The organism is Nocardia vaccinii NBRC 15922 (assembly GCF_001613305.1).
In the GTDB taxonomy this organism is placed as follows: domain Bacteria; phylum Actinomycetota; class Actinomycetes; order Mycobacteriales; family Mycobacteriaceae; genus Nocardia; species Nocardia vaccinii.
In genome coordinates this window covers 76,650-97,609 of the sequence record NZ_BDCC01000058.1, presented here as the reverse complement: position 1 = coordinate 97,609, position 20,960 = coordinate 76,650, and the positions used below count along the sequence as shown (strand labels likewise).

Genomic DNA, 20,960 nt, shown 5'->3' with positions numbered 1-20,960 from the left:
CTCGTTTCCGCCGCGGCGGCGCGCCGATACCGTAAGGTCGGCGGGTGGTCGCGGCGGAAACGCCTCGCAGCACAACCCGTCCGTATCACGTCGCCCGCACCTCACCCCGTACTACTACGAGGAGCTCGTACGCCTTGACGATCCTGGGTATCGGTTTGGACCTGGTCACCATCTCCGAATTCGCCGAACAACTCGACCGCGCCGGAACCACCATGCTCCGGGAGAGTTTCACCGCCGGTGAACGGCGCTACTGCCAGAGCAAAGGCACCGATCCCGCGCGCAGTTACGCCGCGCGCTGGGCCGCGAAGGAGGCGGTGCTCAAGGCGTGGGCCACCTCTCGTTTCGCCCGCAGCCCGCAGATCGGCGACAACCCCTATCCGCTCATCGAGGTCGTCAATGACGCCTGGGGCCGCCCCAGTATCAAATTGCACGGTCTGGCAGCCGAATTCCTGCCCCGGGTCCGGGTACACCTGTCACTGACCCACGACGGCGATACCGCCGCGGCGATGGTGGTTCTCGAGGATCCGGGCGAGCTCGCCGATCTCATCGAGCGGTCCTAGCTCCCGGCAATTCCACATCCGGGCACGCCGGCGTCGCAGCGCGCTCCGTGCTCGGGTACACGGCATCTGTTCGACATGCCGGTCCGGCGGTGTCGTAGCCGAGTATCGGGCGCATTCGGGTCGCAGCGCTTTCCGGGCGCGCGAGGCGCTCCCGGCCCGCGGACCGAATTCGGTTGTGCGACTTCGGAGTAGCGTCTTCGGCCCGCAGTGTGTGCGCGACGCAGCGGGTGGTCGACGCTGGGCCGACCGGTGTTGTGCTGCGTCGGCCGTCCGGCCTTGCGCGGGCCTCAGTCCTCGGGCCGGCGTTGTCCGCCGCTGCGGGATTCCTTCTCCGCCACCAGGAGATAGGCGACCATCAGGCGCTTGAGCTCGCCGACGGCATCCTCGTGACGCAGGCCGTCCTGCACGGAGAAGTTGAGCATCGAATAGACCACGTGCACGAGTACCTGCGCCATCATCGAGCGGCGGGCGCGGGGCGTGCGCGGCATCAGCGGGCGCAGCATCTGCTGCACGACCTCCGCGAACTCCTTCTCGTGAATGGTCCCCGTGGCGCGGGTGGACGGGGTGGACTGCATGGCCAGCCACACCTCGCGCCGGGACGGGTCGGTCATCCACAGATCGGCCATGTGGTCCACGAACTTGTTCATGTGCCGCAGCCAGTCCATCGAGGGGACCTCGCCGTTGAAATCCGACAGTTCGCGGGTCACCGCGACCAGGTCCTGCCGATTCAGCTCGCACACGATGACGTACTTGTTGGCGAAGAACTGATACAGCGTGCCGATCGGCACCTCCGCGCGCGCGGCCACTTCCTCACAGGTGAACGATTCGAATCCGACCTCTACCAGCAGCTCTCGGGACGACTGCAGCAGGGCGTCGAATTTGCGTTTACTGCGTTCCTGGGTGGGGCGGCGCCGGGGCATGAGCTCCTGTGGATCGTCCTGCAACTCCAACGCAGGGTCCGGGCGTCGGTTGGACCTCGTTGCCGTGCGCGCTTCCACCACGTCCACCAGGCTAGCGGTAGCGACACGCTGATGACACGCGGCTGCGCCGTTGGATTCCGGTTTCGTTGCGGCTCACGACCCATCCGGGCCGGATGTCGTGACGAAGACATACCGAGTACGCGTGCATCTAGGCGACTCCCCGCGCTGAATTCCGCATTCCGCGTCCGGCACCTCGGCGCGCGGCGCGCGGAGCGCGTATCGCAGGAACCCGGCTTCACCGGCACGTCGAAAGGCATGATCTGTGGTAGCACGATCTGTGGTCACCTTCGGTGTTTGCACCGAGCGCGGCGCGGTCCACGCGGTAGCCCTGTCCGAGGGGGACGGCGCACTGTCCGATCGGCTGCTGGTCCAGCGCACGTTCACCATCGGCGACGGTAGGACCGATCTGGCGCGGGCGGTCGAGGCCGCGCTGGAGGCCTTGGCCGAGGAGATCGACGCTGATCAGCAGGTCGCCGGTGCGGCTGTCACCTATCGTGACTCGGCCGAGCGGCGCGCGATCGTGACGGGCCTGGCCGCCGGCCCGTGGCGCAGCGCGTCGATGGTCTCGGCCAAATCCGCCCATCTGGCCCTGGCGCGAGCGATGCCGTGGACCGACGAGTTCGAACATCTGCTGATCTGCGAGGTGGTTCGGGGATACCAGTGCTTCTCGCTGATCTCCCCGGGCCGGGATCGGGTGGTGGCCTCGATCGCGGCCTCGGGGTCCGCGCTGAGCGAGGAGTCCCTGCGTCCGGCGGTGACCGCGGCGTGGGATCAGTTCGATGCGGCGGGTGTGCAACCCGATGCGGTGGTGCCGATCGGCTCCGGCGCGCGCACCTCGGTGGTCGAGGGCAGCTTGGCCAGGGGCTTCGGGGTTCCGGTCATACCGAGCCGGAGGGGTTCGGCGGCCGCGGCGATGGGTGCGGCACTGGCCGTGCAGCCCGAGCCGGAGGTGGCGGTCCACCGTCCGCGGGTGACTCGCGGCGCCGCGGTGCTGGTCACCACGGCCAGTGTGCTCGCCGGTGGGTTGGTCGCGGGCGGTGTGTACGCGGCGACCTCGGATTCGCGCACGAGCACCGCCCCCGACCTGGCCGATGCCGCGAACGCAACCCCGCAGCGGCATCGCGCGGTCCCGGCGCCGGAGCCCGCCGCGCGGCCCGCCCCCGCGAGATCGCCTCGCCCGCAGCCGTTCTCGGTGCACCCCGCGCCGAGGGTCGATGCGCCCGGCGGGACTCCGATCGATTCTGCGGGAATGCTGTGGGGGCCGTCCGGGACCCACCGGATGGATCAGCAACAGCGAACCCCGCAGTTGATGAAGGTGACCCCGGGCCCGGCCGCGGTCGGCCCCTCGACCGAATTTCCCCCGCTGCCCGAGCCGAATTCGCCGGTGGTCGGGCCGAATCAGCAACTGTTGTTCCCGGGCGAGACGCCGCCGCCGACACTCACCTCGCCGGAATTCGCGGCGTGGTGGAACAACCACTGGCGGCTGATGCTCGCCTGGGCCGCCGAACTGATGCCGCACCCGGCGCCGCACGCCGTCCAGCCATCGAGCCCGGCCGCGGCGCAGCGCATGTGACTTCGCGGCCGTCAAAGACGTGGATGCTTCGTGGACGACGCATCCGCGAACAACGGTGTGGCCCGGATGTTTCCGGCGTCCGGGCCACACCGCTTCGCAGCCGGGCTCGCACCGTCTCGCCTCCGGTGCGAGCCGTAATCCTCGCTCTACGGACCGTACAGAGGGTCAAACGACGTGTATCCGCGTGACAGACAACGGAACTCCGACACAGCAAGCCCCGGACGGAGGAACATCCGGGGGTTGCAGGTTCGGGGGATTCGGTTTCGGAGGCTTACTTCTCGGGGTCGTACTCCGCGTACCGAGGGGTGAACGGAGTTGTGATCATCAGCTCGTGAGCAGCTTGGTCCAGCACCTTGATTGCTTGGTGCACCGGAACGGCCCACGCAGGCGCTGAGAAGCAAGAGGGGCCGGTAACCATCTATGTACCCGAGCAACCAGGGCCGCAATTCTGGGTAGGCACATCCGATGGATTTCCGGCCTTTGTCGGCGTCAGGTTTCCTGCCGATTTCCCGGGTATCGACATCGAGACAACGCAGCGGGTTGTCAGGGGCGAGGCTGAGCAGACGGAAGCGCACTTCGGGATGCGGTACTACGCAATGCCACTCGAAGACGATGAGGAACTGTTCGCGTCACCGGCGGAGGTGAACGCAAGCGGCATATTCCGGCCCCTGTGATTGGGTCAGGAGAGACCGGGTTCTATCCCTCCGCGCGTTGAATCCAACAACCCGACGCGTAGGCATACCGGCGAAAGTGGACGACAACCTCGGCGAATGCAGTGCGGCCCGGCCATTTCCGGCTTCGGACCGCACCGCTTCGATTCGACGGCTATACCGACAGATCTCGCCGCAGCTTGGCCACGTGTCCGGTGGCCCGCACGTTGTACTGCGCCAACGCGATCCTGCCCTCCTCGTCGACCAGGAAGGTGGAGCGGATCACGCCGGTGATCTTCTTGCCGTACATCGTCTTCTCGCCGTAGGCGCCCCACGCGCTGAGTACCTCGCGGTCCGGATCGGACAGCAGTGGGAAGGTGAGCTTCTCGTTGTCGCGGAATTTGGCCAGCTTGGCCGGTTTGTCCGGCGAGATGCCGACCACGTCGATGCCCGCGCCGCCGAGTTCGGCCAGATTGTCGCGGAAGTCGCAGGCCTGCTTCGTACATCCCGGGGTGCTGGCCGCCGGGTAGAAGTAGACGATCACCTTGCGGCCGCGGTAGTCGGCCAGGGACACCGGCTTACCGTCGGCGTCGGAAAGGGTGAAGCCGGGCGCGATATCGCCCGGAGCGAGCCGGGAATTCTCGGTCATGCCACAGCACGGTAGCTCACTCGTGCGCCGGCCGGGGCCGCAGGCGGCGGCGGATACTTCGGCGCTCCCGCGCCGACGGATAGACTCCACGGGCAGCGACGCACGCCCACCGGACGAATCACAGGAGATATAACGTGGCGAAGGATACCGAGAGCATCGAGCGGGAGATCGAAGCCGCGCGCAACCGGCTCGCGAACACACTCGATGAGCTCGCGGTTCGGGCCGACCCGCAGCGGATCGCCGACAAGACCAAACACGCGGTGCTCGCGAAGTTGAACGAGCCCAAGGTGAAGTACAGCCTCATCGGCGCGGGCGCCGTGGTCGTCGCGGTGACACTGGTGAAGATCTTCCGCCGCTGAGGCCGGCGATCTTCCGCCGCTCGGGCGTATCGGGCCCGAACGACGAACACCCGGTGTGGCGTTGCGCCACACCGGGTGTCGTGTATCGGGGCAGGACTTAATGCGTAGGGCAAGCCATTCCGGTGCCGTCCGGGTCCAGGTACGGGGCGTAGCCCGGTTCGCCGCGGAACAGCGGCGCCTTGCCCGCCCTGCGGACCTCGTCGCAGTTCTTGTACACATGGCCGCCTGCGGAACCGGTCTGGGCCAGACCCGCGGATCCGGTGGCGCCGATCAGGTCGTCGATGCTCGAAGACCCGGTGCCCGCCGAGCCCGACGGGATATTGGGGCTTCCGGCAGATGCGGAGGGGGCCAGCGGGGCGGCGAGTGCCAAGCCCGTGCCCACGGTCACGATGAGCCTGCGAACGTTCATGTATTCCTCGATAGTAGCTACGGATGACTGGGCGGGACCCGACCGGCACTCCCCGTGGTGCTCGGGCCGGGCTTGCGAGTCTACTGTTCTGTCGGCGTGGGCCGTTGTCAACCTGGTGTCCCGAGTGCGCCCGAATCTCCCAGCCGGTTCCCAGGGTGCGGACGCGCCGGGATCAGCCGCCGGGCGGCTCGGGCGGGGCCGCGTGCCACGGCTTGACCGGCGGTTTCACCCAGAGAATCTTCTCGTCGGAGCAGGCGCGTTGCGCCGCAGGGTGATTCGGATGGCGCTGGGCCCAGGAATCCTTCTCGTCGAGTAATCGTGCTGTCAGGGACCAGGTTTCGTCGGTGCTCGGGGGATTGGTGTCCGCGGCGCGGGCGAGTTTGCGGCGGGTTGCCGGGGACAGCGCCAGGAGTTCGGCGCCGGTGATGTCGCGCTGCCAGATGTAGGCCGCCAAGCGGCGCGCCTTCTCGGCGCGGCCCTTGGCGGCGAAGTCGGAGTGTGCGTAATCGGCCATGTCAGGGCTGTGCCAGGCCGTGCCGGTAGGCGTAGCGGACGGCGTCGGCGCGGTTGCGCGCGCCGATCTTGGCGAACGCGTTGTTGATATGCGTTTTGACGGTCGTCTCGGAGATGTAGAGCGATCGGGCGATCTCGGCATTGTTCAGGCCCTGCCCGATGAGGCCGACCACCTCCGCCTCCCGGGCGGTCAATCCGTCCGGTTTCGACGTTGCGGCCGTGGGGTTTTCGCGTGCGGTCCGGGGGCGCGCACCGGTGGTGTCGGACAGCGCGGCGACCAGGCGCTGGGAGACGGTGGCGTCGAAGGTGGACTGCCCGGCGGCCGCGGCGGTGATGGCGGCGGCGATCTCGGCCCGGCCCGCATCCTTGGTGAGGTAGCCGCGCGCCCCCGCCCGCAACGCGCCGAAGATGGATTCGTCGTCGGCGTAGGTGGTGAGCACGATGACCGCGGTGCCGGGATGTTCGGCGATGATCCGGGCGGTAGCGGCCGCACCGTCCAACACGGGCATGCGCAGATCCATCAGGACGACATCGGGGGACAACTCGCCCGCCGCCCGCACCGCCTCCTCGCCGTCACCGGCCGAGCCGACGACGCGCACCCCGTCGACGAGTCCGAGCAGGGCGACCAGACCCTCGCGCATCACCTGCTGATCATCGGCCACCAGCACCCGGATCTCGGTGCCGGGTTCGTCGCTCATGCTCTCCCTTTCGGCCGCCCGCTCAGCCGGGTACTTCCGCCGTCACCACCCAGTCGCGGCCGTCGCGTCCCGGTCCGGCGGACAGGGTGCCGCCGACCAACGCGATGCGCTCGCGCATTCCGGTCAGACCGTACCCGCCCTCCTCGCCGTCCGCCCGCGGTGGCTCGGCCGGTTCGGTGTCCGCGAGGATCGGATTGCGCACCGACAGCCGCACTCGTTGCGGAGCGAAGGTCAGCGCCACGGTCACCGCCGCGCCGGGTGCGTGCTTGGCGGCATTGGTGAGCGCCTCGCGAGCGGTGCGCAGCAGCGACACCACCGCGGCCGATTGCACGGCGCGCGGTTCGCCGTCGACCAGGCAGTCCACGCTCATCCGCCGGTCCCGGCGATAGCCCTCGACGAGTCCGCGCACCGCTTCGGGCAGTGGGGGAACGTCCTCGCGGAGCGCGGCCACCGCGCCGCGCGCCTCGGTGAGCCCGTCCCGGGCGAGGCGTTGGGACCGACGCAGGTGGGTCAATGCCCCGGTCACATCGCCCTTCTCGCTGAGCAGGCCCTCGGCGACCTCGAGTTGTACGGTCAGCGCGCCGAGAGAGTGCGCCAGTACGTCGTGCATCTCCCGGGCGATGCGGGCGCGCTCGTCCAGCGCGGCGGCGCGGGCGTGTTCGTGCTGGGCGCGGCGGGTCTGTTCGAGCAGCATTTCGGTCTGATGGATCTGCCAGCGGTACTGGCGCCGGTACAGACCCATCAGCAGGACGATGACCAGAACCGCGGCGGGTGTGAGCAGATGGGCGGTGAGCTCTCCCGCGAGCAGATCGCTGACGGCCAACACCATGCCCGCGGCGGCGACGGCGGTCACGATCCTGCGGGTGCTCACCGTGATCTGCCGGGCGAAGACGGCGACGGTCACCCACAGCTGGATCACCGGGGCGTTCACCGCGTTCGCGTCGGGCCACGGCCCCGACGCGGCGGCGGCGAGCATCATCGAGGCGATCAGCGCGGGCGTCACCAGCCGCGGCCGACTGTCGCCGTAGACCTCGTAGATCAGGAAGATCGCGTATGCGCCGCCGAACACGATCCACAGCCACGTGGGTACCGGGTCGCGGTGATTCCACAGCAGATTCGCCGCCAGCAGCACTCCGCCGATGATCCGGAACAGCGGGCTGCTCTCCGGATCGCTGCCGAGTAACCGTCGTGCGGCACGCAGGATCGTCTGCGTCATCACTCTCCTCCGGATCGTCACCGCCCAGCATCGTCATAGATCGCTGACGGCGCAGCGCGCCTGCGGTGTGTCGTACGTCGCCGGCGCGGCGGGCGCACGCTGTACCGGACGATGTCGACCCTAGGCAGTGCGTGGGTGAGCGGAAACCTGTCGACGGTGGATTCCGCGGGTGGAGATGTCCGCGCTACACCTCCGGGTGGAGATGTTCGATTCCATCCGTCGGCCCACGCGCCGCGAGCTCGTGCGAAATAGCTTGATGGGCAGACCAATTCGGCGATCACCAGGGAGAACCCGATGTACCGGCCCGCACCTGCCACACAGCCCGCACCTGCCACACAGCCCGCGCCCGGCGAAGCCTCCGCGGCCACAGCCGGTTCCGGTCGGATCGAGCGGATCCTCGCGAATCTGTGCCCGGTCGTGGTTCCGATCGGCTCGTACTACCTGCTCACCGCGCTCGGCTACAGCAGCTTCATCGCACTGCTGTGCTCCACCGTCGTCTCGGCGCTGTGGGTGGTGGTGCCGGCGGTGGCGCGGGGTCGCTTCGACGGCCTGGCCGGATTCGTTCTCGCGATCAACGGTCTGGGGCTGCTGTTGGCGCTGGTGAGCGGCAGCGAGCGGATGATCCTGGCCAAGGACCCCATCGTCGATGCGGTGATCGGCGTTCTGCTGTTGGGCAGTTGCGTGATCGGGCGTCCGGCGATGTTCGGCATCGTCCAGCGCCTGCGTGCGTCCGGGCCGGACCAGGTTCGGGCCTGGGATGAGCTGTGGCACAGGGACTCCGAGGTTCGTGGGATCTTTCTGCGGTCGACCCTGGTCTGGGGCGGCGCGTTCGCCGCGGTAGCGCTGGTGCGGTTCGGGATGATCGCCACGTTGCCGGTATCGACGGTGGTCGGGCTCGGTAATCCGGTCGAGTGGGTAGCGCTGGGCCTCGCGTTCGCCTATTCGATGCACGCCCGTAAGCGGATGAATATCGACGCGCGGATCGCCGCCGCATAGTTCGCCCGATTTTCTTTCGATACGAGCGAACAGATTTCCATCATTGTATCGGGGATTTCAATCAAAGAAATCGCCGATACAATGATTGTAATTCGCCGGGCGATTTTCTGATGAGTTTCTGTGGAAAGGCTCGGCTTTCCATTTCAATTTCACCTTTCCGAAATATTGGCACGGCCTGATTGACCGGTGAGGATCGGTGGTCCCGCGCGGAATTGAGCAGGACCACCGTGGTCGAAGAAAGGTTTGAGGTCGTACCAGATGAGGAAAATTGCTGCGAGTGCAGCGTTGGTGGTGAGCGTCGTCGGAATCGCCGCCGCGCCCGCGTATGCCGCCCCGGCCGTACCGGCGGCCCCGGCCCCCGCGTCGTCGATCCGGGTTGTGCCGAAGTCGTTCGACACTGTCCCGGCTACGCAGACCGCGGATATCGACGGCATCCACTACACGGTGACCCGTGACGGCGGATCGGCCGTCGTCCGGGCCGCCGACGCGACATTCGAGAAGGTCGGCGACAGCCTGGCCATTTCGAATACCAGAGGCGTCGTCGTCGACTCGGTTCCGCTGGTGTACCGCAAGGACGACACCCAGTTCCCGATCAACGCCGACATCGCCGCCCACCAGGTGCGTCTGACTCCGCGGACCACCAATGGGACTCCGGTCGCGCACCCGATCTCGGAGAGCCGGCTGCAGAATCTGAAGCCGGTCGCTCAGGTGAGTTCGAAGCAGATCGACGAGTCGTTCACCCCGCGTGATCAGCAGGAGTTGTCGGCGTTCGGTTCGCGCGCCACCATCTCGAGCCTGATCGGCGCCGTGGTCGGCGCTCTGATCGGCGTCACCGTCGGCTGTGTCGCCGGTGGCGTGGTCGGTTCGGTCTCCACCGCGATCACCACTCTGTTCGCGGGTGTGCTGCCCGGCGCGATCATCGGCTGCGTCGCCGGTGTCGCGACCATCGGCACCGTGGGCACGCTGCTGGGCACGATCCTGGTCGGCGGCCCGATGATGCTGTGGTCGGCGTACCAGTACTTCAGCACCATCAACGAGCCGTGCACCACGCCCGGTGCGTACTGCACCAACCCGGCTGCCCCGCCGGCACCCAAGAAATAGTCCGCATCGATGAAACGGGCGGGTCTCCTCACCGGGAGGCCCGTCCGTCGGCGTGCCTACGGACGTACCTGGCCGGGGTGTGCGTGGGCGCGATCGCAGATCGTGGCGCACGCGCACGGCGGTCTCGTGGCCATCGAGATTCCGCCGTGGCCCCCTGGTCGGCCTGGGCGGGCACCGCGCCGTCCCGATGGGCGTGGTGACCGCGGCCGGGGCCGTCCTCGCGGTGGTCGCCCGCGTCCGGCGGTCGCCTACGGGAACCGCGCAGCGGCCGGGCCGCCCGGTCAGGGAACGTAGCGCAGCAGGGCCGCCGCAGGTGCGCCGTCGGGCAGGTCCGCGGCGCGCACCGCTACTACTCGGCCGTCGGAAAGCAGTGCGCGGCGGGCGATTTCGTCGAGGACACCCGGCGCTTCGACCTCGCCGGTGGATGCGAAGGTGACTGATCCGTCCTCGCCGACGGTTCCCGCGATCGGGGTGTCGATATCCACCATGAGGGTCTGCACCGAGCCGTACGTCGCGGCGCGGGCGATATCGGAGAGATCCGAGGTGGCTCGCCCGTCACCGCGACGTCGCTCGAATTCCCTGCGCAGCTCGGATAGTTCGTCGGCGTAGTGCCCGTCGAGTACGGTGCGGGCGCGGGCGGCCAAATCCGCGTCGGACAGATGTTCCGGGTTGCCCGCGATCTCCTCGGCCAGCAGTCCGGGATAGCTGTTCACCGAGCGGTACAGCGATGCGGCCGGTTCGGTGGCGGCCAGGATCAGTGGAATATCACTGCCGGACAACACGTTTCGCAACGCTTGATCCACCGCGCGGCAGAATTGCCGGATCCGGACCTTCCGGCCCTCGGTGCCCTGCAGTCGTCCGCGCGGGCTGCGGCTCATGCCCGGCTGGCCGATGTGCTCGGGCAGGCTCACCGGCAACCCGGCCACCGCGACGTCCTGCGCGGGCTCGTCCGGGGTCACCTCGACCAGGCGCACCGCGTGCTCCGACAGCGCCAGCACGAAGGCGTCCTGCGGAAAGGTGACGGTGCGCAGCAGTGGTGTGATGTCGAACCGATCCCCGACCGTGGTGCTCGCCTCGAGCCGATTCGGCACCCGGAACGTCCGGGTCCGCTCGGGTGTCGCGAGCACCACCAGCGTGCGCGACTGATACCGCCAGTAGTAGTCGTCGTCGATCAGATCGTCGAACTCCTCCTCGAGAGCCACCCGGGCCTCCTTGTCGGTGACCTGCTCGAGCGCCTGCCGGGCCTGATTCTGGAACGCGACCCGACTCTTGTCCGGCGTCCGCGTGCCCACCTCGGTCGGTGTGTAGACCGAGACGCACCACGGCTCCGTGGTCGATACGAGGGCGAGGATCTCACCGCGGGTCGGAATATCGGTGTGCAGCATGCGTATCCTCCGTATCTCGGCGTCGGCGGGTTCGAGCCCGTCGGCGGATCAGAGCAGGCCGAGCGACCGTGAGCCGGACAGTTGCCAGAGGCCCATTCGGGAAGGATATTAAGAGCTCGAAGCATTTGCGAAGGGTTCGCTGGATCTCGAACGGGTCACGATTGGTCGCGACCCTCCCGGACCTGGGCAGGTACGGAGTCGAACGCGTCGCGATGCGGGCCGCCGACCACCCGGTCGACGGCCCGCAATCCGGTTTGCCAGGTGTCCGGTCGCTACTCCTCGATCTCGATCGCCAGCGCGGGACACACCCGGGCGGCCTCACGCACCGCCTCGTGCTGGTCCGCGGCGGGCCGGTCCTGGAGCAACACCACGACGCCGTCCTCGTCGCGCTGGTCGAACACGGCATCGGACAACATCACGCACTGGCCCGATCCGACGCACTTCTCTTGATCCACGATGACTTTCATGAGCGAGCTCCTTACCAGGCGACGGGGAGGGAATGGACGCCGTAGACGACCATGTCGTGTTTGAACCGCACGTCCTCGATCGGAATCGCAAGGCGCAGCGTGGGTATCCGCTTGTACAAGGTTCCGTAGACCACCTGCAGCTCCATCCGCGCCAGCGGCTGCCCGAGGCACTGATGTACGCCGTAACCGAATGCCACGTGATGCCGGGCCTTGCGGTGGATGTCGAGTACGTCCGGGTCCGGGAATGCCGAATCATCCCGGTTACCAGCGTCATTGGCCACGATGACGCCCTCGCCCGCGCGCACCAGCTGTCCGCCGACCTGGACATCCTGCAAGGCGACCCGCCGCCGTCCGCTGTGCACGATGTTCAGATACCGCAGCAACTCCTCGACCGCGTTCGCGATCAACGCCGGATCATCGGTCTCGCGCAGTTCGGCGAGTTGGTCGGGATGTTCCAGTAGCGCCAGGGTGCCCAGCGCGATCATATTGGCGGTCGTCTCATGCCCGGCGATCAGCATCAGCACGGACATGTCCGCGGCCTCGTCCACGGTCAGCTCGCCCGCGGCGACCTGCCCGCTGACCAGTCGTCCGATCAGGTCATCGGTCGGTGTCCGCTGTTTGGCCGCAATGAGTTTCAGCAGATATTCGCGCAACGCCTCGTTCGCGGCCACCGCTTCATCGGCAGGCGTGTTGCGGGAGACCATCTTTCGGCTGCAGGACTGGAAGAATTCGTGATCCTCGTATGGCACGCCGAGCAGTTCGCAGATGACCAGCGAAGGCACCGGCAGCGCGAACGCGGTCACCAGATCCGCGGGCCGCGGACCGGCGAGCAGATCGTCGATCAGGCCGTCCACGATCTGCTGCACCCGCGGTCGCATCGCCTCGACCCGTTTGACCATGAAGTTGCGGGTCAACATCTTTCGCTGTCGATCGTGTTCGGGATCGTCCATCGCGATGAACGCGCGGAAGGTGCGCCGCCGTGCGTTGATCGCGGCCGACTGATGCGGATAGCCCTCCTTGGTGGTGTCGGCGCTGAACCGCTGATCGGCCAGAACGGCGCGTTGCTCGTCGTAACCCGTGACGAGCCATGGTGTTTCGCCGCTCCAGATTCGCACCCGGGAGACCGGATCGAGCTCGCGCAGCTGCGGCGGCGGATCGAACGGGCAGCCGGTGGCTCGTGCCATGGGGAATGCGGGAAGGGCTTCGGTCATGGTGACCCCCTGACAGAGTTACTAAACAATCGTTCACTAACTCGGCCAGGATAGATCCGGTTGGTTCTGCTAAGCAACGATTAGCGAGATGTGAAGGGAGTCAATCGATAACGAGCGAGATGAGCTCGTCGACGAAATCCGTCACGGTCTCGGCCGGCTGCGCGCCCTGGCTGGCATGCCACAGCGCGACCCGGCCGTGCGTGCCCACGAACACCACCACCGCGGCCCGATCCGGTGGCAGCCGCAATCGCACCCCCGCCTCGCGGCAACGTTCGAACGCGGTGATCACCTGCTGAACGAACTGCATCAGCGGGCCCGGACGCGTGGCCTGGGCGGGCCGGTTGTCGATCATCAGGCGGTAGTGGCCCGGACTGTCCAGGGCGAATCGGCAGTATGCCTTCATCTGCGCGCGCACCCGGTCCAGCACCGCGTCGTGCGGTAGCTCTGCCTGCGCGGCGGCCATCGCCGCGGCCAGTTGGGTCGCGTCGTATTCGATCAGACCGTCGACCAGCGCGGATTTATCGTCGAAGTGCTGATAGATGCTCGCCGGCGAGATTCCGGCCGCACGGGCCACGCCGCGGATCGTGAGCCCCTCCTCACTGCCCAGATCGGACAGCAACCGCGCGGCGGCCTCGAGGATTTCCAGCCGCAAGCGCTCGCCCTGGCCCCAGGGGTTGCGTGCGCGTTGCGAGGTCTCACCCACGCGAGCACTGTAACTGTTGCCGGTGCTGCGAGTCCGGCCCTGCCCGCCAGTGCCGGCGAGCGTCGCCGAGTAGCCGGAATCATCGGGTGAGCCCCAGAATCGCCGCGGTCAGGCCGAAATCAGGGCCGAGATCCTGAACCTGTCCGGTCCGGCAGCCATCGGCCCGCAACCCGACCCGCTCGCAGAAGGTGCTGACGATCTCCCCGCTGACGGTGCCGATGAGCGCATGGGCGCGGCCGAACCGGCCGCGGCGATCGACCAGCCGATCGAGGTTCTCCAGGGTCAGCGGCGCGACGTCCACGGTCTCGGTGAGCTGGGACGCGTTGGCGCGCAATTGATCGGTGACGTTCGTCAGCCCGGTCAGGCTGGTGGCCAGCCGATCCTGATAACCCCCGAAGGTGGTGCCGGTATTGGCCAGGAACGACTCGAGTTGATCCAGGGTCGCCTGGAGTCCGGGGGCTTGCTCCGCGAGCATCGTGGACATCCGGGTGACGTTGTTCCCGAATTCCCGCACGGCTTGGTCGTTGTCGGCGAGCATCGAGGTCAGATCGTTGAGCTGGACGATGATCTGCGAGATCGCGTCGCGGTTGTCCACGCCCGTTCGCAGAGCGCCGGTCAATGCCCGCAAGGTGTCGCGGATCTTCGCGCCCCGGCCGTCGACCATGTCGTAGAGCAGGGTGCCCGACAGCGGGCCCCCCGTGCTCCCCGGCGGCGGAGCCAGGGCGGCGGTGAACTTGTCGATGGTCTGCAGCAGGGTGTCCAATTCGACTGGGCTGCGGGTGGATTCGACGGTCAGGTGCGCGCCGTCGGACAGGGCCGGGCCGCCAGTGTAGGCGGGGGACAGTTCGATATGCCGATCGGTCACGATGGACTGCGAAATCAGCGCGGCCGTGACGTTTTCGGGGATCGTGACGTCGTGGTCGATACTCAGGTGGACCTCGGCGTACCGGGCATGCGGGACGATCTTGTCGACCGTGCCGACCCGCAGGCCCAGCACGGTGACCGGATTGCCCGCGAACATGCCCGAGATACTGCGGAAATCGGCCGTGATGTGGGTCGGCCCTCGACCTCCGAATATCGCCGAGCAACCGGCGCACACCAGTGCGACCATGCCGATCAGCGCCACCGCCGCGCCCCATCTTCCAGATTTCATGGTGCTGCTCCTCGGGGCGGGGACGGCTGGTGACGAGGCATCGCCCGGTAGTAAGCCAAGGTAGCAGCGTTGCGCCGCCCCGGCGGCGCAGTTGAACAATTTTCTGGACATCTGTACCGCCAGCGGCGATTCATTTGTGCCCGAGCAGGATTCGACGACAGATGTGTGATGCCGGTCACAGCGCTCGGCAACGTCACGGCTAACGCAGGATCATTCCTCGACGGTCACGTTGAGTCGTGGTTTGGCGGTATCGGCCTCGTCGGCAACCATCTGCCAGACCGACTCGATCATCGGCGCCAGCAGCAGTTCGCCGAACTGTCGCACCAGCACCGCGAGCACCTGGGTCGATTCGCGACGCGCGGTCGAGGCCAAACCCGCCTCGCGCAGCGCGACGACCTCGCTGCGCACCAACTCCACCTGGCGTTCCAGGAATTTCAGCCGCGCCGGCTCCGGTTCGAGGACCGCGCGACGGATGTAGTTCACCACGGCCGGATTCTCACGCAGCATCGCGCGCACGGCCTCGTCCCGAGCGCCCGCCACCTCGCCGGGGGTTCCGGTATTGGGCACCGAGTGCACTGCCTGATAGAAGTACTCGCTCACCAGTTGGTCGACGGCCTCGCGCAGGCCCGCCTTGGTCTTGAAGTGGTGCTGGACCAGGCCGAGGGTCACGCCCGCCTCGGCGGCGACCGCCCGGAGCGACACTCGGGACTCGCCGTACTGCGCGAACAGATCCATGGCGGCATTGCGGATCCGCGCTTTGGCGGTCAGATCCTCGTTCGTCGCGCGTGGATTCAGCATCGGTCCTCAGCTCGTCTGGGTCTGGCGGAGATCTTACGTCGTGTAGTAGCTCAGTTCCGTAGGTTGTTGCGGTGCTATTGACCGGTGAACAGTACAACTGTACTGTCCGTTGCCGTGAACGACCGGGGGTGTCACCCCGCGCGCCGGAAAGCAGAGGGATCACGCATGTCCGAACTCTTCCCCGACTACCGTCCCTCCTGGGAGACCGACCAACATCGCGAACTGCGCAAGCACGCGGCGGCCTTCTTCCGCAAGGAGAGCGCGCCGCACCGCGAGCGCTGGAGCGCTCAGCACATGGTCGACCGCGAGTTCTGGAACAAGGCCGGTGCGGCGGGTCTGCTCGGACTGGATCTGCCGGAGGAATTCGGCGGCGCCGGAGGCGATTTCGGTATGCAGGCCGTTGTGCAGGAGGAGCTGGTCTACGCGCACGACAACGGTTTCGGCTTCTCGGTGCACTCGCCGATCGTGTCGCACTACATCCACCAGTACGGCAGTCCGGAACAGCGGGCGAAGTGGCTGCCGGGCATCATCGCCGGTGAGTTGGTGCTGGCCGTCGCCATGACCGAGCCGGGGACGGGTTCGGATCTGCAGGCGGTGCGCACCACCGCGATTCGCGACGGCGACCATTACGTCGTAAACTGTTCGAAGACGTTCATTTCCAACGGTACCCACTGCGATCTGGTCGTCATCGTCGCCAAGACCGATCCGTCCAAGGGCGCCGCGGGCGTCTCGCTGATCGTGGCCGAGACCCGGGATCTGCCCGGCTTCGAGCGGGGCCGGGTGCTGGAGAAGATGGGCCAGCACGCGCAGGACACCCGCGAGCTGTTCTTCTCCGATATGCGCGTGCCGGTCGCGAATCTGCTCGGCGCGCAGGAGGGTCTGGGCTTCTACCAGCTCATGGAACAACTGGCCCGCGAGCGGCTCATCATCGCCACCATCTGCTCCGCACTGGCCGAGGCCGCGGTGCTCGAAGCGCTGCGGTATTCGCGCGAGCGGGAGGCGTTCGGCCGCCCGATCGGCAAGTTCCAGCACAACGCCTTCACCCTCGCCGAGGTCAAGACCGAGGCGCTGGCCATCAAAACCCTTGTGGACTACGCGATCTCGCAGTACGTCGGCGGGCAGAACGATCCGGCGACCGCGTCCATGGCCAAATTGTTCGCCGCCGAGACCGCCGACAAGGTGGTCGACAAATGCCTGCAACTCTTCGGCGGCTACGGCTACATGATGGAATATCCGATCGCCAATATGTACACCGGCTCGCGGGTGAACCGAATCTACGGTGGCACAAGCGAAATCATGAAAGAGATCATCTCCCGATCGCTGTGACCGCCGCGGGCGTCATCGCTGCGGGCTGCACGCGGCGGGATCGGCGAGTTCACCGCACGGTGTGCCGCCGTGCGAGCGGATGATGTCCTTGCCCGCGCGGTCGGTGAGATAGCGCAGGAATGCCGCGGCGAGCGAATCGTACGGCAATTCGCCGTTGCTGTAGGCGTATTCGACGCCCCAGAGCGCGTAGTCGTGCGCGAGCACCTCGTCGCGGGTGGCCTGATGCCCGTCGATGGAGACCACGGTGACTCCCGGATATCCGGCGGCCTCGGTGTAGGAGGAGTAGCCGACCGCGCCGGGAATGGCGGCGACGGCCTTCAGCATGTCACCGGTCAGCGGCACCTCGCAGGCGGCCACGCCGGGCGGATTCGTGACCTGGATGGTCCGGCAGCTTGCCTCGGGCAGCGTCACGGAGTTGCCGCCGAGCAGTCGCTGCTGGAAGGTCTCCCGAGTGCCGGATCCGAAGGCGCGGTTGACGAGTCGCACCGGCAGGTCGGGGCCGCCGAGCTTGTTCCAGTTGCCGATCCGGCCCTCGAACAGATCCCGGATCTGCTGGGCGGTCAGATTCGGCACGCCGAGATCGCCGTGCACGATCACCGAGAACACGGCCATGGCCAGCGGGCGCGGCAGCAGAGCCGGATAGCCGACGCCCTTGGGGCCGTCGGTGATCGCCAGCAGCCCCGGATCACCGTGGCCCTCCTCGTCGACGGTGGTCAGCCCGCGTTCGCTGCCGTCGAATGCGAAGGTGAAATCTGCTGCTGGACAGGTCTTCCGGTAGGCGGTGGCGGCATCCCGGATCACCGGTTCGAAGGCCGAGGACCCCACCACAGTGAGCCGGCCCGCGAGGCAGTCCGGCGCCGGCGGATTGTCTCCGGCCAGCGAGACGCCGAACTGCACGACGATCACGATCACCAGAAATCCGATGAACGCCAGGATATTTCGGGACAGCCCGGTGCGGCTCTGGGTCGCGCGGACTCGCCCGCCCTTGAGCTTGCCGTGCAGTGAGGGTTCCGGATACGGGCCGTCGCCGGTCCCGCGCGAGAGAACGGCGAGGATCTTGTAGTGGTCCCGCCGGTTCATCGGCACCTTCGGCAGGTCGATGATGCCCAGGTCGTGCGCTTCGTCCGCGTGCGCGGCGATGCCCCGGCCCGGCTCGAGATAGGACCCGAGCACGCTATCGCTGAGCTCGGTCACCGCCATTCCGGCGATCCGGCGATGCGGGAAATGCAACCGCAACCCGACCCGTTCGTCGTCCGGCATCGCGTAATCGGCGGAATCGATGTTCGTGACACCGTCGTTCTCCACGCGAATCAACACGATCGACAGGTCCCGCAGATGCGTATCCGCGGTACCCCCGTCCGGCTCCAATTGTTCCAGGACGCCCGGAAATACCGACTTGGTCTCCCCGGTCAGCGGAGTGTCCATCTGCACTCGATAGCCCAGGCGCTTGCGCCGCATGACCACGAATTCCCAGAAGAACGCGACCAACGACACCACGAGTGCGATGACCGGCAACCCGATCTGCACCAGATAGCTGTCCACTCGGATCTATCCCCCGAATATCTTGATGTCCAGCCATTTTCGCCCCGGATGCCCGCGAGCCGACCCGCTGACCTCAGTGTTGGGCAACTATTCACCGCCTGGATGGTTCGAGTGCTGCCCGCGCGATCGGGGCGCATCAGGCGTCGTGGAAGACCAGACCGAGGGTGTGGCGGTGGCCGGACCGCACGACGCTCACCCCGTGGCGCATCGGGGCGGCGGACCACCCGCGGGCCCCACGTACCGGGCGCTCGCGGGTGGTGAAGATCAGTCCGTGGCCGTGCGGTAGCAACGTCGCCGAGCCGCGGGATTGGGCTCGCGGGCGCTGCTCGACCATGAGGAATTCGCCGCCGGTGTAGTCGCGGCCGGGCTCGTCCAAGCCTATGACCACCTGGAGTGGAAAGATCATGTCGCCGAACAGGTCTCGGTGCAGCGCATTCCAGTCGCCGGGGCCGTAGCGCAACAGGATCTGCGCGGACTTGCGCTGTCCGGCCTGGTGGCACAGGGCGATCCAGTCCTCCAGGCGTTCGGGCCAGCTTCCGGGGCGGCCGAATTTCACCGCCCAATCCCGGGCGACGGGAAGAAGTTTCGGATAGAACGCCGTGCGCAGTTCGTGAACCAGCCCCGGCAGATCGTGGTCGAAATAGCGGTATTCACCTGAGCCGAAGCGATGTCGGGACATGACCACAGTGCTGCGGAACAACTCGGGGCGATCGTACAGAGCGGCCAGCGCCCGGCATTCCTCGGGAAGCAGCAGCGGTCCGGTGAGCGCGTACCCGTACTCGTCCAGCTCCTCGACCAGTGCGGGCCAATTCTGGTTCTCGACCCGGTTGGCGATATCGCTCGAATCAGATTGCACAGCTGGCATTTTCGAGTTCCAGGAGTACTCGCTTGTTGTCGAGGCCGCCCGCGTAGCCGGTCAGGGAACCGTTCGCCCCGACGACTCGGTGACACGGCCGTACGATCAGCAACGGGTTCGCGCCGATGGCCGCGCCCACCGCGCGCACCGCCGCGCGGGACGCGCCGATCCGCTCGGCTATCCAGCCATAGCTGACGGTCGTTCCGTAGCGGATCTCGTCCAGTGCGCGCCACACGCGTCGCTGGAAATCTGTTCCGGCACTGGCATATTCGAGATCGAAATCCGTTCGATCGCCCGCGAAATAGGCGTTCAGCTGGGTGGTCACCTCGGTGAACGCCTCCGGCGTGGCGGTCCGCTCGCCCACGAACGAGGGCTGTTTCCCGCCGCTCATGGACACCGAAACGAGCGCGAGGCCATTGCGGCCGAGCTCGCCGGTCAGCAGCAAGTCCCCGACCGGGCTGTTCATTGTCGCGTACACGGCCATCGCGATTCCTCTCACTTGTCGCGTCATATCCCCACCGACGACTCTGCCCCAGTTCCACACCCGATACCAGCGGTAATCGGACATGGCATTCGGCGCCGGTTCGGCACCGTATTGCCTGTTCGTGGCCATACCCACGCGGAAATCGGACGAATCGTCGACCGTGATGGGCCGGCCGGGATCCGATCAGTCGGTGCCCGCTTGCCCGGGACGGATATCGATCTCGCTCTCCGCCAGGAGCGCGCCGAGCTTACTCATGTCGAAACGATGGCCGTTCCGTTGCTGTTACGCAGGGGCGACGGTACGAAGCTCGGCGGGACGCGGAATCAGGAATCGGGGTTCGTGCGCGTCAGGAACGATCTCGATTCGTCTACCGGGGTGTTCTGCGCGGCGGACAGCCACCATCGCCCGTCGCGTTCCACCAGGACATACAGGGCGACTTCGGAGAACGCCCGCGGGTCGAGGGCCTGTCTGCGAATCTGGGTGACGACCACGCCCGGAGCCGGGCTGTTGGCCACCACGACCTCGAAGCGAGACGGCGGAGCGACGGGTTTGCTCAGCCCCATCATTCGGCGGTGGATCGCGTTGATCCGGCTGTATCCCACGATCAGCGCGCCGAAAGGGCTGCCCCACAACACATCCGCGGCGAACGAGTGGTCGTAGCGGTCGGCGTCGGCGGTCTCACCCGCCTGCTGCAATTCGGCGGCGAGGTCCGCGGCGACGGCTCGTGCGGTCGCATCGGCGGCCGGGTCGTGCACGTTCGGTCGAGTATTCATGTCATCCTCCGCTTTCCGGTACTGATCACAGCCTGCAAACTCAACCGAAGTTCAGGTCAAGCGGTGTGGGCGAGGTGACGGTCTCCCCCTCGGCTACGGATTTCGGGCCGAATCGATCCGGTCCAGGAGCCATCGTGGCCCGGTTGTGCGTGCGCCCAGCGCTTCGATGCGGGTGCGCAGACCGCGGTCCGCGGTGACGACCAGGACCCGTGACCGGTCGCTGTGTCCGGCCGCGGCCGCGACAATCGCGTCGTCTCCCGAACCCGCGGCACGTACCACCCTCAGATTGCGGAATTCATTGTCGCTCACCGCTTTCGCGGCACCTTCGAGGACGACGATCACCTCGCACGATTGCGGGAGGCGTTCGCGCAACACCGCCAATCCCGTCAGCAACCGGCGGGCCGCTCCCGCGCGGTCACGCCACCAGCCGTCGGGGCGGGAGCCGACGACATTGGCCGCGTCCACGACGAGCATCCGCACCGAATCGTCCACCATGCCCTCAGTCTCCACCAGGGGGAATCGGGCGGGCGGCTTGCCATACCGCGAAGCTGATCAGGC

Annotated in this window: 23 protein-coding genes; 6 read left to right on the top strand and 17 right to left on the bottom strand. The window is 67.1% G+C overall.

The genetic code is table 11. The annotated features are described in order from the left end of the window. Positions 1 to 134: 134 nt before the first annotated feature. On the top strand, positions 135 to 560 hold the full coding sequence (acpS, locus tag NV1_RS30725) for a holo-ACP synthase AcpS (protein WP_067899329.1): 426 nt from the start codon (positions 135 to 137) through the stop codon (positions 558 to 560). A gap of 287 nt (positions 561 to 847) precedes the next feature. Here acpS and NV1_RS30720 read toward each other — a convergent pair whose 3' ends face one another. Next, the gene (locus NV1_RS30720) at positions 848 to 1,480 is read right to left on the bottom strand and encodes a TetR/AcrR family transcriptional regulator (protein WP_373864675.1); all 633 of its coding nucleotides are present in this window, start codon (positions 1,478 to 1,480) and stop codon (positions 848 to 850) included. A 322-nt stretch (positions 1,481 to 1,802) separates the two neighbouring features. Between NV1_RS30720 and NV1_RS30715 the strand changes: the two genes are divergently transcribed. Beyond that, positions 1,803 to 3,113, top strand: coding sequence for a DUF7159 family protein (locus tag NV1_RS30715; RefSeq protein WP_157117469.1), 1,311 nt, complete (start codon positions 1,803 to 1,805; stop codon positions 3,111 to 3,113). 825 nt (positions 3,114 to 3,938) lie between these two features. Here NV1_RS30715 and bcp read toward each other — a convergent pair. Further along, on the bottom strand, positions 3,939 to 4,412 hold the full coding sequence (gene bcp / locus NV1_RS30705) for a thioredoxin-dependent thiol peroxidase (RefSeq protein WP_067899320.1): 474 nt from the start codon (positions 4,410 to 4,412) through the stop codon (positions 3,939 to 3,941). A gap of 134 nt (positions 4,413 to 4,546) precedes the next feature. On the opposite strand from bcp, the gene NV1_RS30700 reads away from it, so the two are divergent. After that, entirely contained in the window at positions 4,547 to 4,771 is a 225-nt protein-coding gene (locus NV1_RS30700) for a DUF3618 domain-containing protein (protein ID WP_067899317.1), read from the top strand. A gap of 97 nt (positions 4,772 to 4,868) precedes the next feature. Here the strand turns inward: NV1_RS30700 and NV1_RS30695 are convergent, their stop codons facing one another. The 4 genes from NV1_RS30695 to NV1_RS30680 all read right to left on the bottom strand — a co-directional run bounded on the left by NV1_RS30695 (position 4,869) and on the right by NV1_RS30680 (position 7,607). Then, positions 4,869 to 5,180 carry an excalibur calcium-binding domain-containing protein gene (locus NV1_RS30695; RefSeq protein ID WP_067899314.1) on the bottom strand — a complete coding sequence of 104 codons (312 nt, stop codon included), beginning with the start codon at positions 5,178 to 5,180 and terminating at the stop codon, positions 4,869 to 4,871. Positions 5,181 to 5,352: 172 nt separating this feature from the next. Then, positions 5,353 to 5,694: a hypothetical protein gene (locus tag NV1_RS30690; RefSeq protein ID WP_067899312.1), complete on the bottom strand. Its 342-nt coding sequence runs from the start codon at positions 5,692 to 5,694 to the stop codon at positions 5,353 to 5,355. A 1-nt stretch (position 5,695) separates the two neighbouring features. Further along, positions 5,696 to 6,391: a response regulator gene (locus tag NV1_RS30685; RefSeq protein ID WP_067899310.1), complete on the bottom strand. Its 696-nt coding sequence runs from the start codon at positions 6,389 to 6,391 to the stop codon at positions 5,696 to 5,698. A gap of 22 nt (positions 6,392 to 6,413) precedes the next feature. Continuing rightward, complete coding sequence (locus tag NV1_RS30680) at positions 6,414 to 7,607, bottom strand: sensor histidine kinase (protein WP_218027243.1); 1,194 nt, start codon at positions 7,605 to 7,607, stop codon at positions 6,414 to 6,416. A gap of 294 nt (positions 7,608 to 7,901) precedes the next feature. Here NV1_RS30680 and NV1_RS30675 point away from each other — a divergent pair, with 294 nt between their 5' ends. Together NV1_RS30675 and NV1_RS30665 are read left to right on the top strand one after the other, a co-directional pair. Then, a complete protein-coding gene (locus NV1_RS30675) occupies positions 7,902 to 8,603 on the top strand; it encodes a VC0807 family protein (RefSeq protein ID WP_067899308.1) in 702 nt (233 codons plus the stop codon). Between the two features lie 258 nt (positions 8,604 to 8,861). After that, a complete protein-coding gene (locus tag NV1_RS30665) occupies positions 8,862 to 9,704 on the top strand; it encodes a DUF8020 domain-containing protein (protein ID WP_084526000.1) in 843 nt (280 codons plus the stop codon). 281 nt (positions 9,705 to 9,985) lie between these two features. On the opposite strand, the gene NV1_RS30660 is transcribed toward NV1_RS30665, so the two are convergent. From NV1_RS30660 to NV1_RS30635, 6 genes are all read right to left on the bottom strand, one after another. Continuing rightward, positions 9,986 to 11,089 carry a baeRF11 domain-containing protein gene (locus NV1_RS30660; RefSeq protein WP_067899299.1) on the bottom strand — a complete coding sequence of 368 codons (1,104 nt, stop codon included), beginning with the start codon at positions 11,087 to 11,089 and terminating at the stop codon, positions 9,986 to 9,988. A 272-nt stretch (positions 11,090 to 11,361) separates the two neighbouring features. Further along, on the bottom strand, positions 11,362 to 11,556 hold the full coding sequence (locus tag NV1_RS30655) for a ferredoxin (RefSeq protein ID WP_067899295.1): 195 nt from the start codon (positions 11,554 to 11,556) through the stop codon (positions 11,362 to 11,364). Positions 11,557 to 11,567: 11 nt separating this feature from the next. Beyond that, complete coding sequence (locus tag NV1_RS30650; protein WP_067899292.1) at positions 11,568 to 12,767, bottom strand: cytochrome P450; 1,200 nt, start codon at positions 12,765 to 12,767, stop codon at positions 11,568 to 11,570. Positions 12,768 to 12,867: 100 nt separating this feature from the next. Then, a complete protein-coding gene (locus NV1_RS30645) occupies positions 12,868 to 13,470 on the bottom strand; it encodes a TetR/AcrR family transcriptional regulator (protein ID WP_218027242.1) in 603 nt (200 codons plus the stop codon). Between the two features lie 79 nt (positions 13,471 to 13,549). Further along, a complete protein-coding gene (locus NV1_RS30640) occupies positions 13,550 to 14,623 on the bottom strand; it encodes an MCE family protein (RefSeq protein WP_067899290.1) in 1,074 nt (357 codons plus the stop codon). Between the two features lie 210 nt (positions 14,624 to 14,833). Further along, positions 14,834 to 15,421: a TetR/AcrR family transcriptional regulator gene (locus tag NV1_RS30635; protein WP_067899286.1), complete on the bottom strand. Its 588-nt coding sequence runs from the start codon at positions 15,419 to 15,421 to the stop codon at positions 14,834 to 14,836. Positions 15,422 to 15,586: 165 nt separating this feature from the next. Between NV1_RS30635 and NV1_RS30630 the strand changes: the two genes are divergently transcribed. Then, on the top strand, positions 15,587 to 16,747 hold the full coding sequence (locus NV1_RS30630) for an acyl-CoA dehydrogenase family protein (RefSeq protein WP_067899284.1): 1,161 nt from the start codon (positions 15,587 to 15,589) through the stop codon (positions 16,745 to 16,747). A 12-nt stretch (positions 16,748 to 16,759) separates the two neighbouring features. Here the strand turns inward: NV1_RS30630 and NV1_RS30625 are convergent, their stop codons facing one another. The 5 genes from NV1_RS30625 to NV1_RS30605 form a co-directional block, all read right to left on the bottom strand. Then, complete coding sequence (locus NV1_RS30625) at positions 16,760 to 18,289, bottom strand: substrate-binding domain-containing protein (RefSeq protein WP_067899282.1); 1,530 nt, start codon at positions 18,287 to 18,289, stop codon at positions 16,760 to 16,762. A 136-nt stretch (positions 18,290 to 18,425) separates the two neighbouring features. Further along, positions 18,426 to 19,154, bottom strand: coding sequence for a 2OG-Fe(II) oxygenase (locus tag NV1_RS30620; RefSeq protein WP_067899279.1), 729 nt, complete (start codon positions 19,152 to 19,154; stop codon positions 18,426 to 18,428). Beyond that, positions 19,135 to 19,629, bottom strand: coding sequence for a methylated-DNA--[protein]-cysteine S-methyltransferase (locus tag NV1_RS30615; RefSeq protein ID WP_067899414.1), 495 nt, complete (start codon positions 19,627 to 19,629; stop codon positions 19,135 to 19,137). The genes NV1_RS30620 and NV1_RS30615 overlap by 20 nt, the downstream gene beginning before the upstream one ends. Before the next feature lie 323 nt (positions 19,630 to 19,952). Continuing rightward, positions 19,953 to 20,402 carry a Cif family virulence factor gene (locus NV1_RS30610; protein ID WP_067899274.1) on the bottom strand — a complete coding sequence of 150 codons (450 nt, stop codon included), beginning with the start codon at positions 20,400 to 20,402 and terminating at the stop codon, positions 19,953 to 19,955. 93 nt (positions 20,403 to 20,495) lie between these two features. Further along, a complete protein-coding gene (locus NV1_RS30605) occupies positions 20,496 to 20,897 on the bottom strand; it encodes an NYN domain-containing protein (protein ID WP_067899270.1) in 402 nt (133 codons plus the stop codon). Positions 20,898 to 20,960 lie beyond the last annotated feature (63 nt).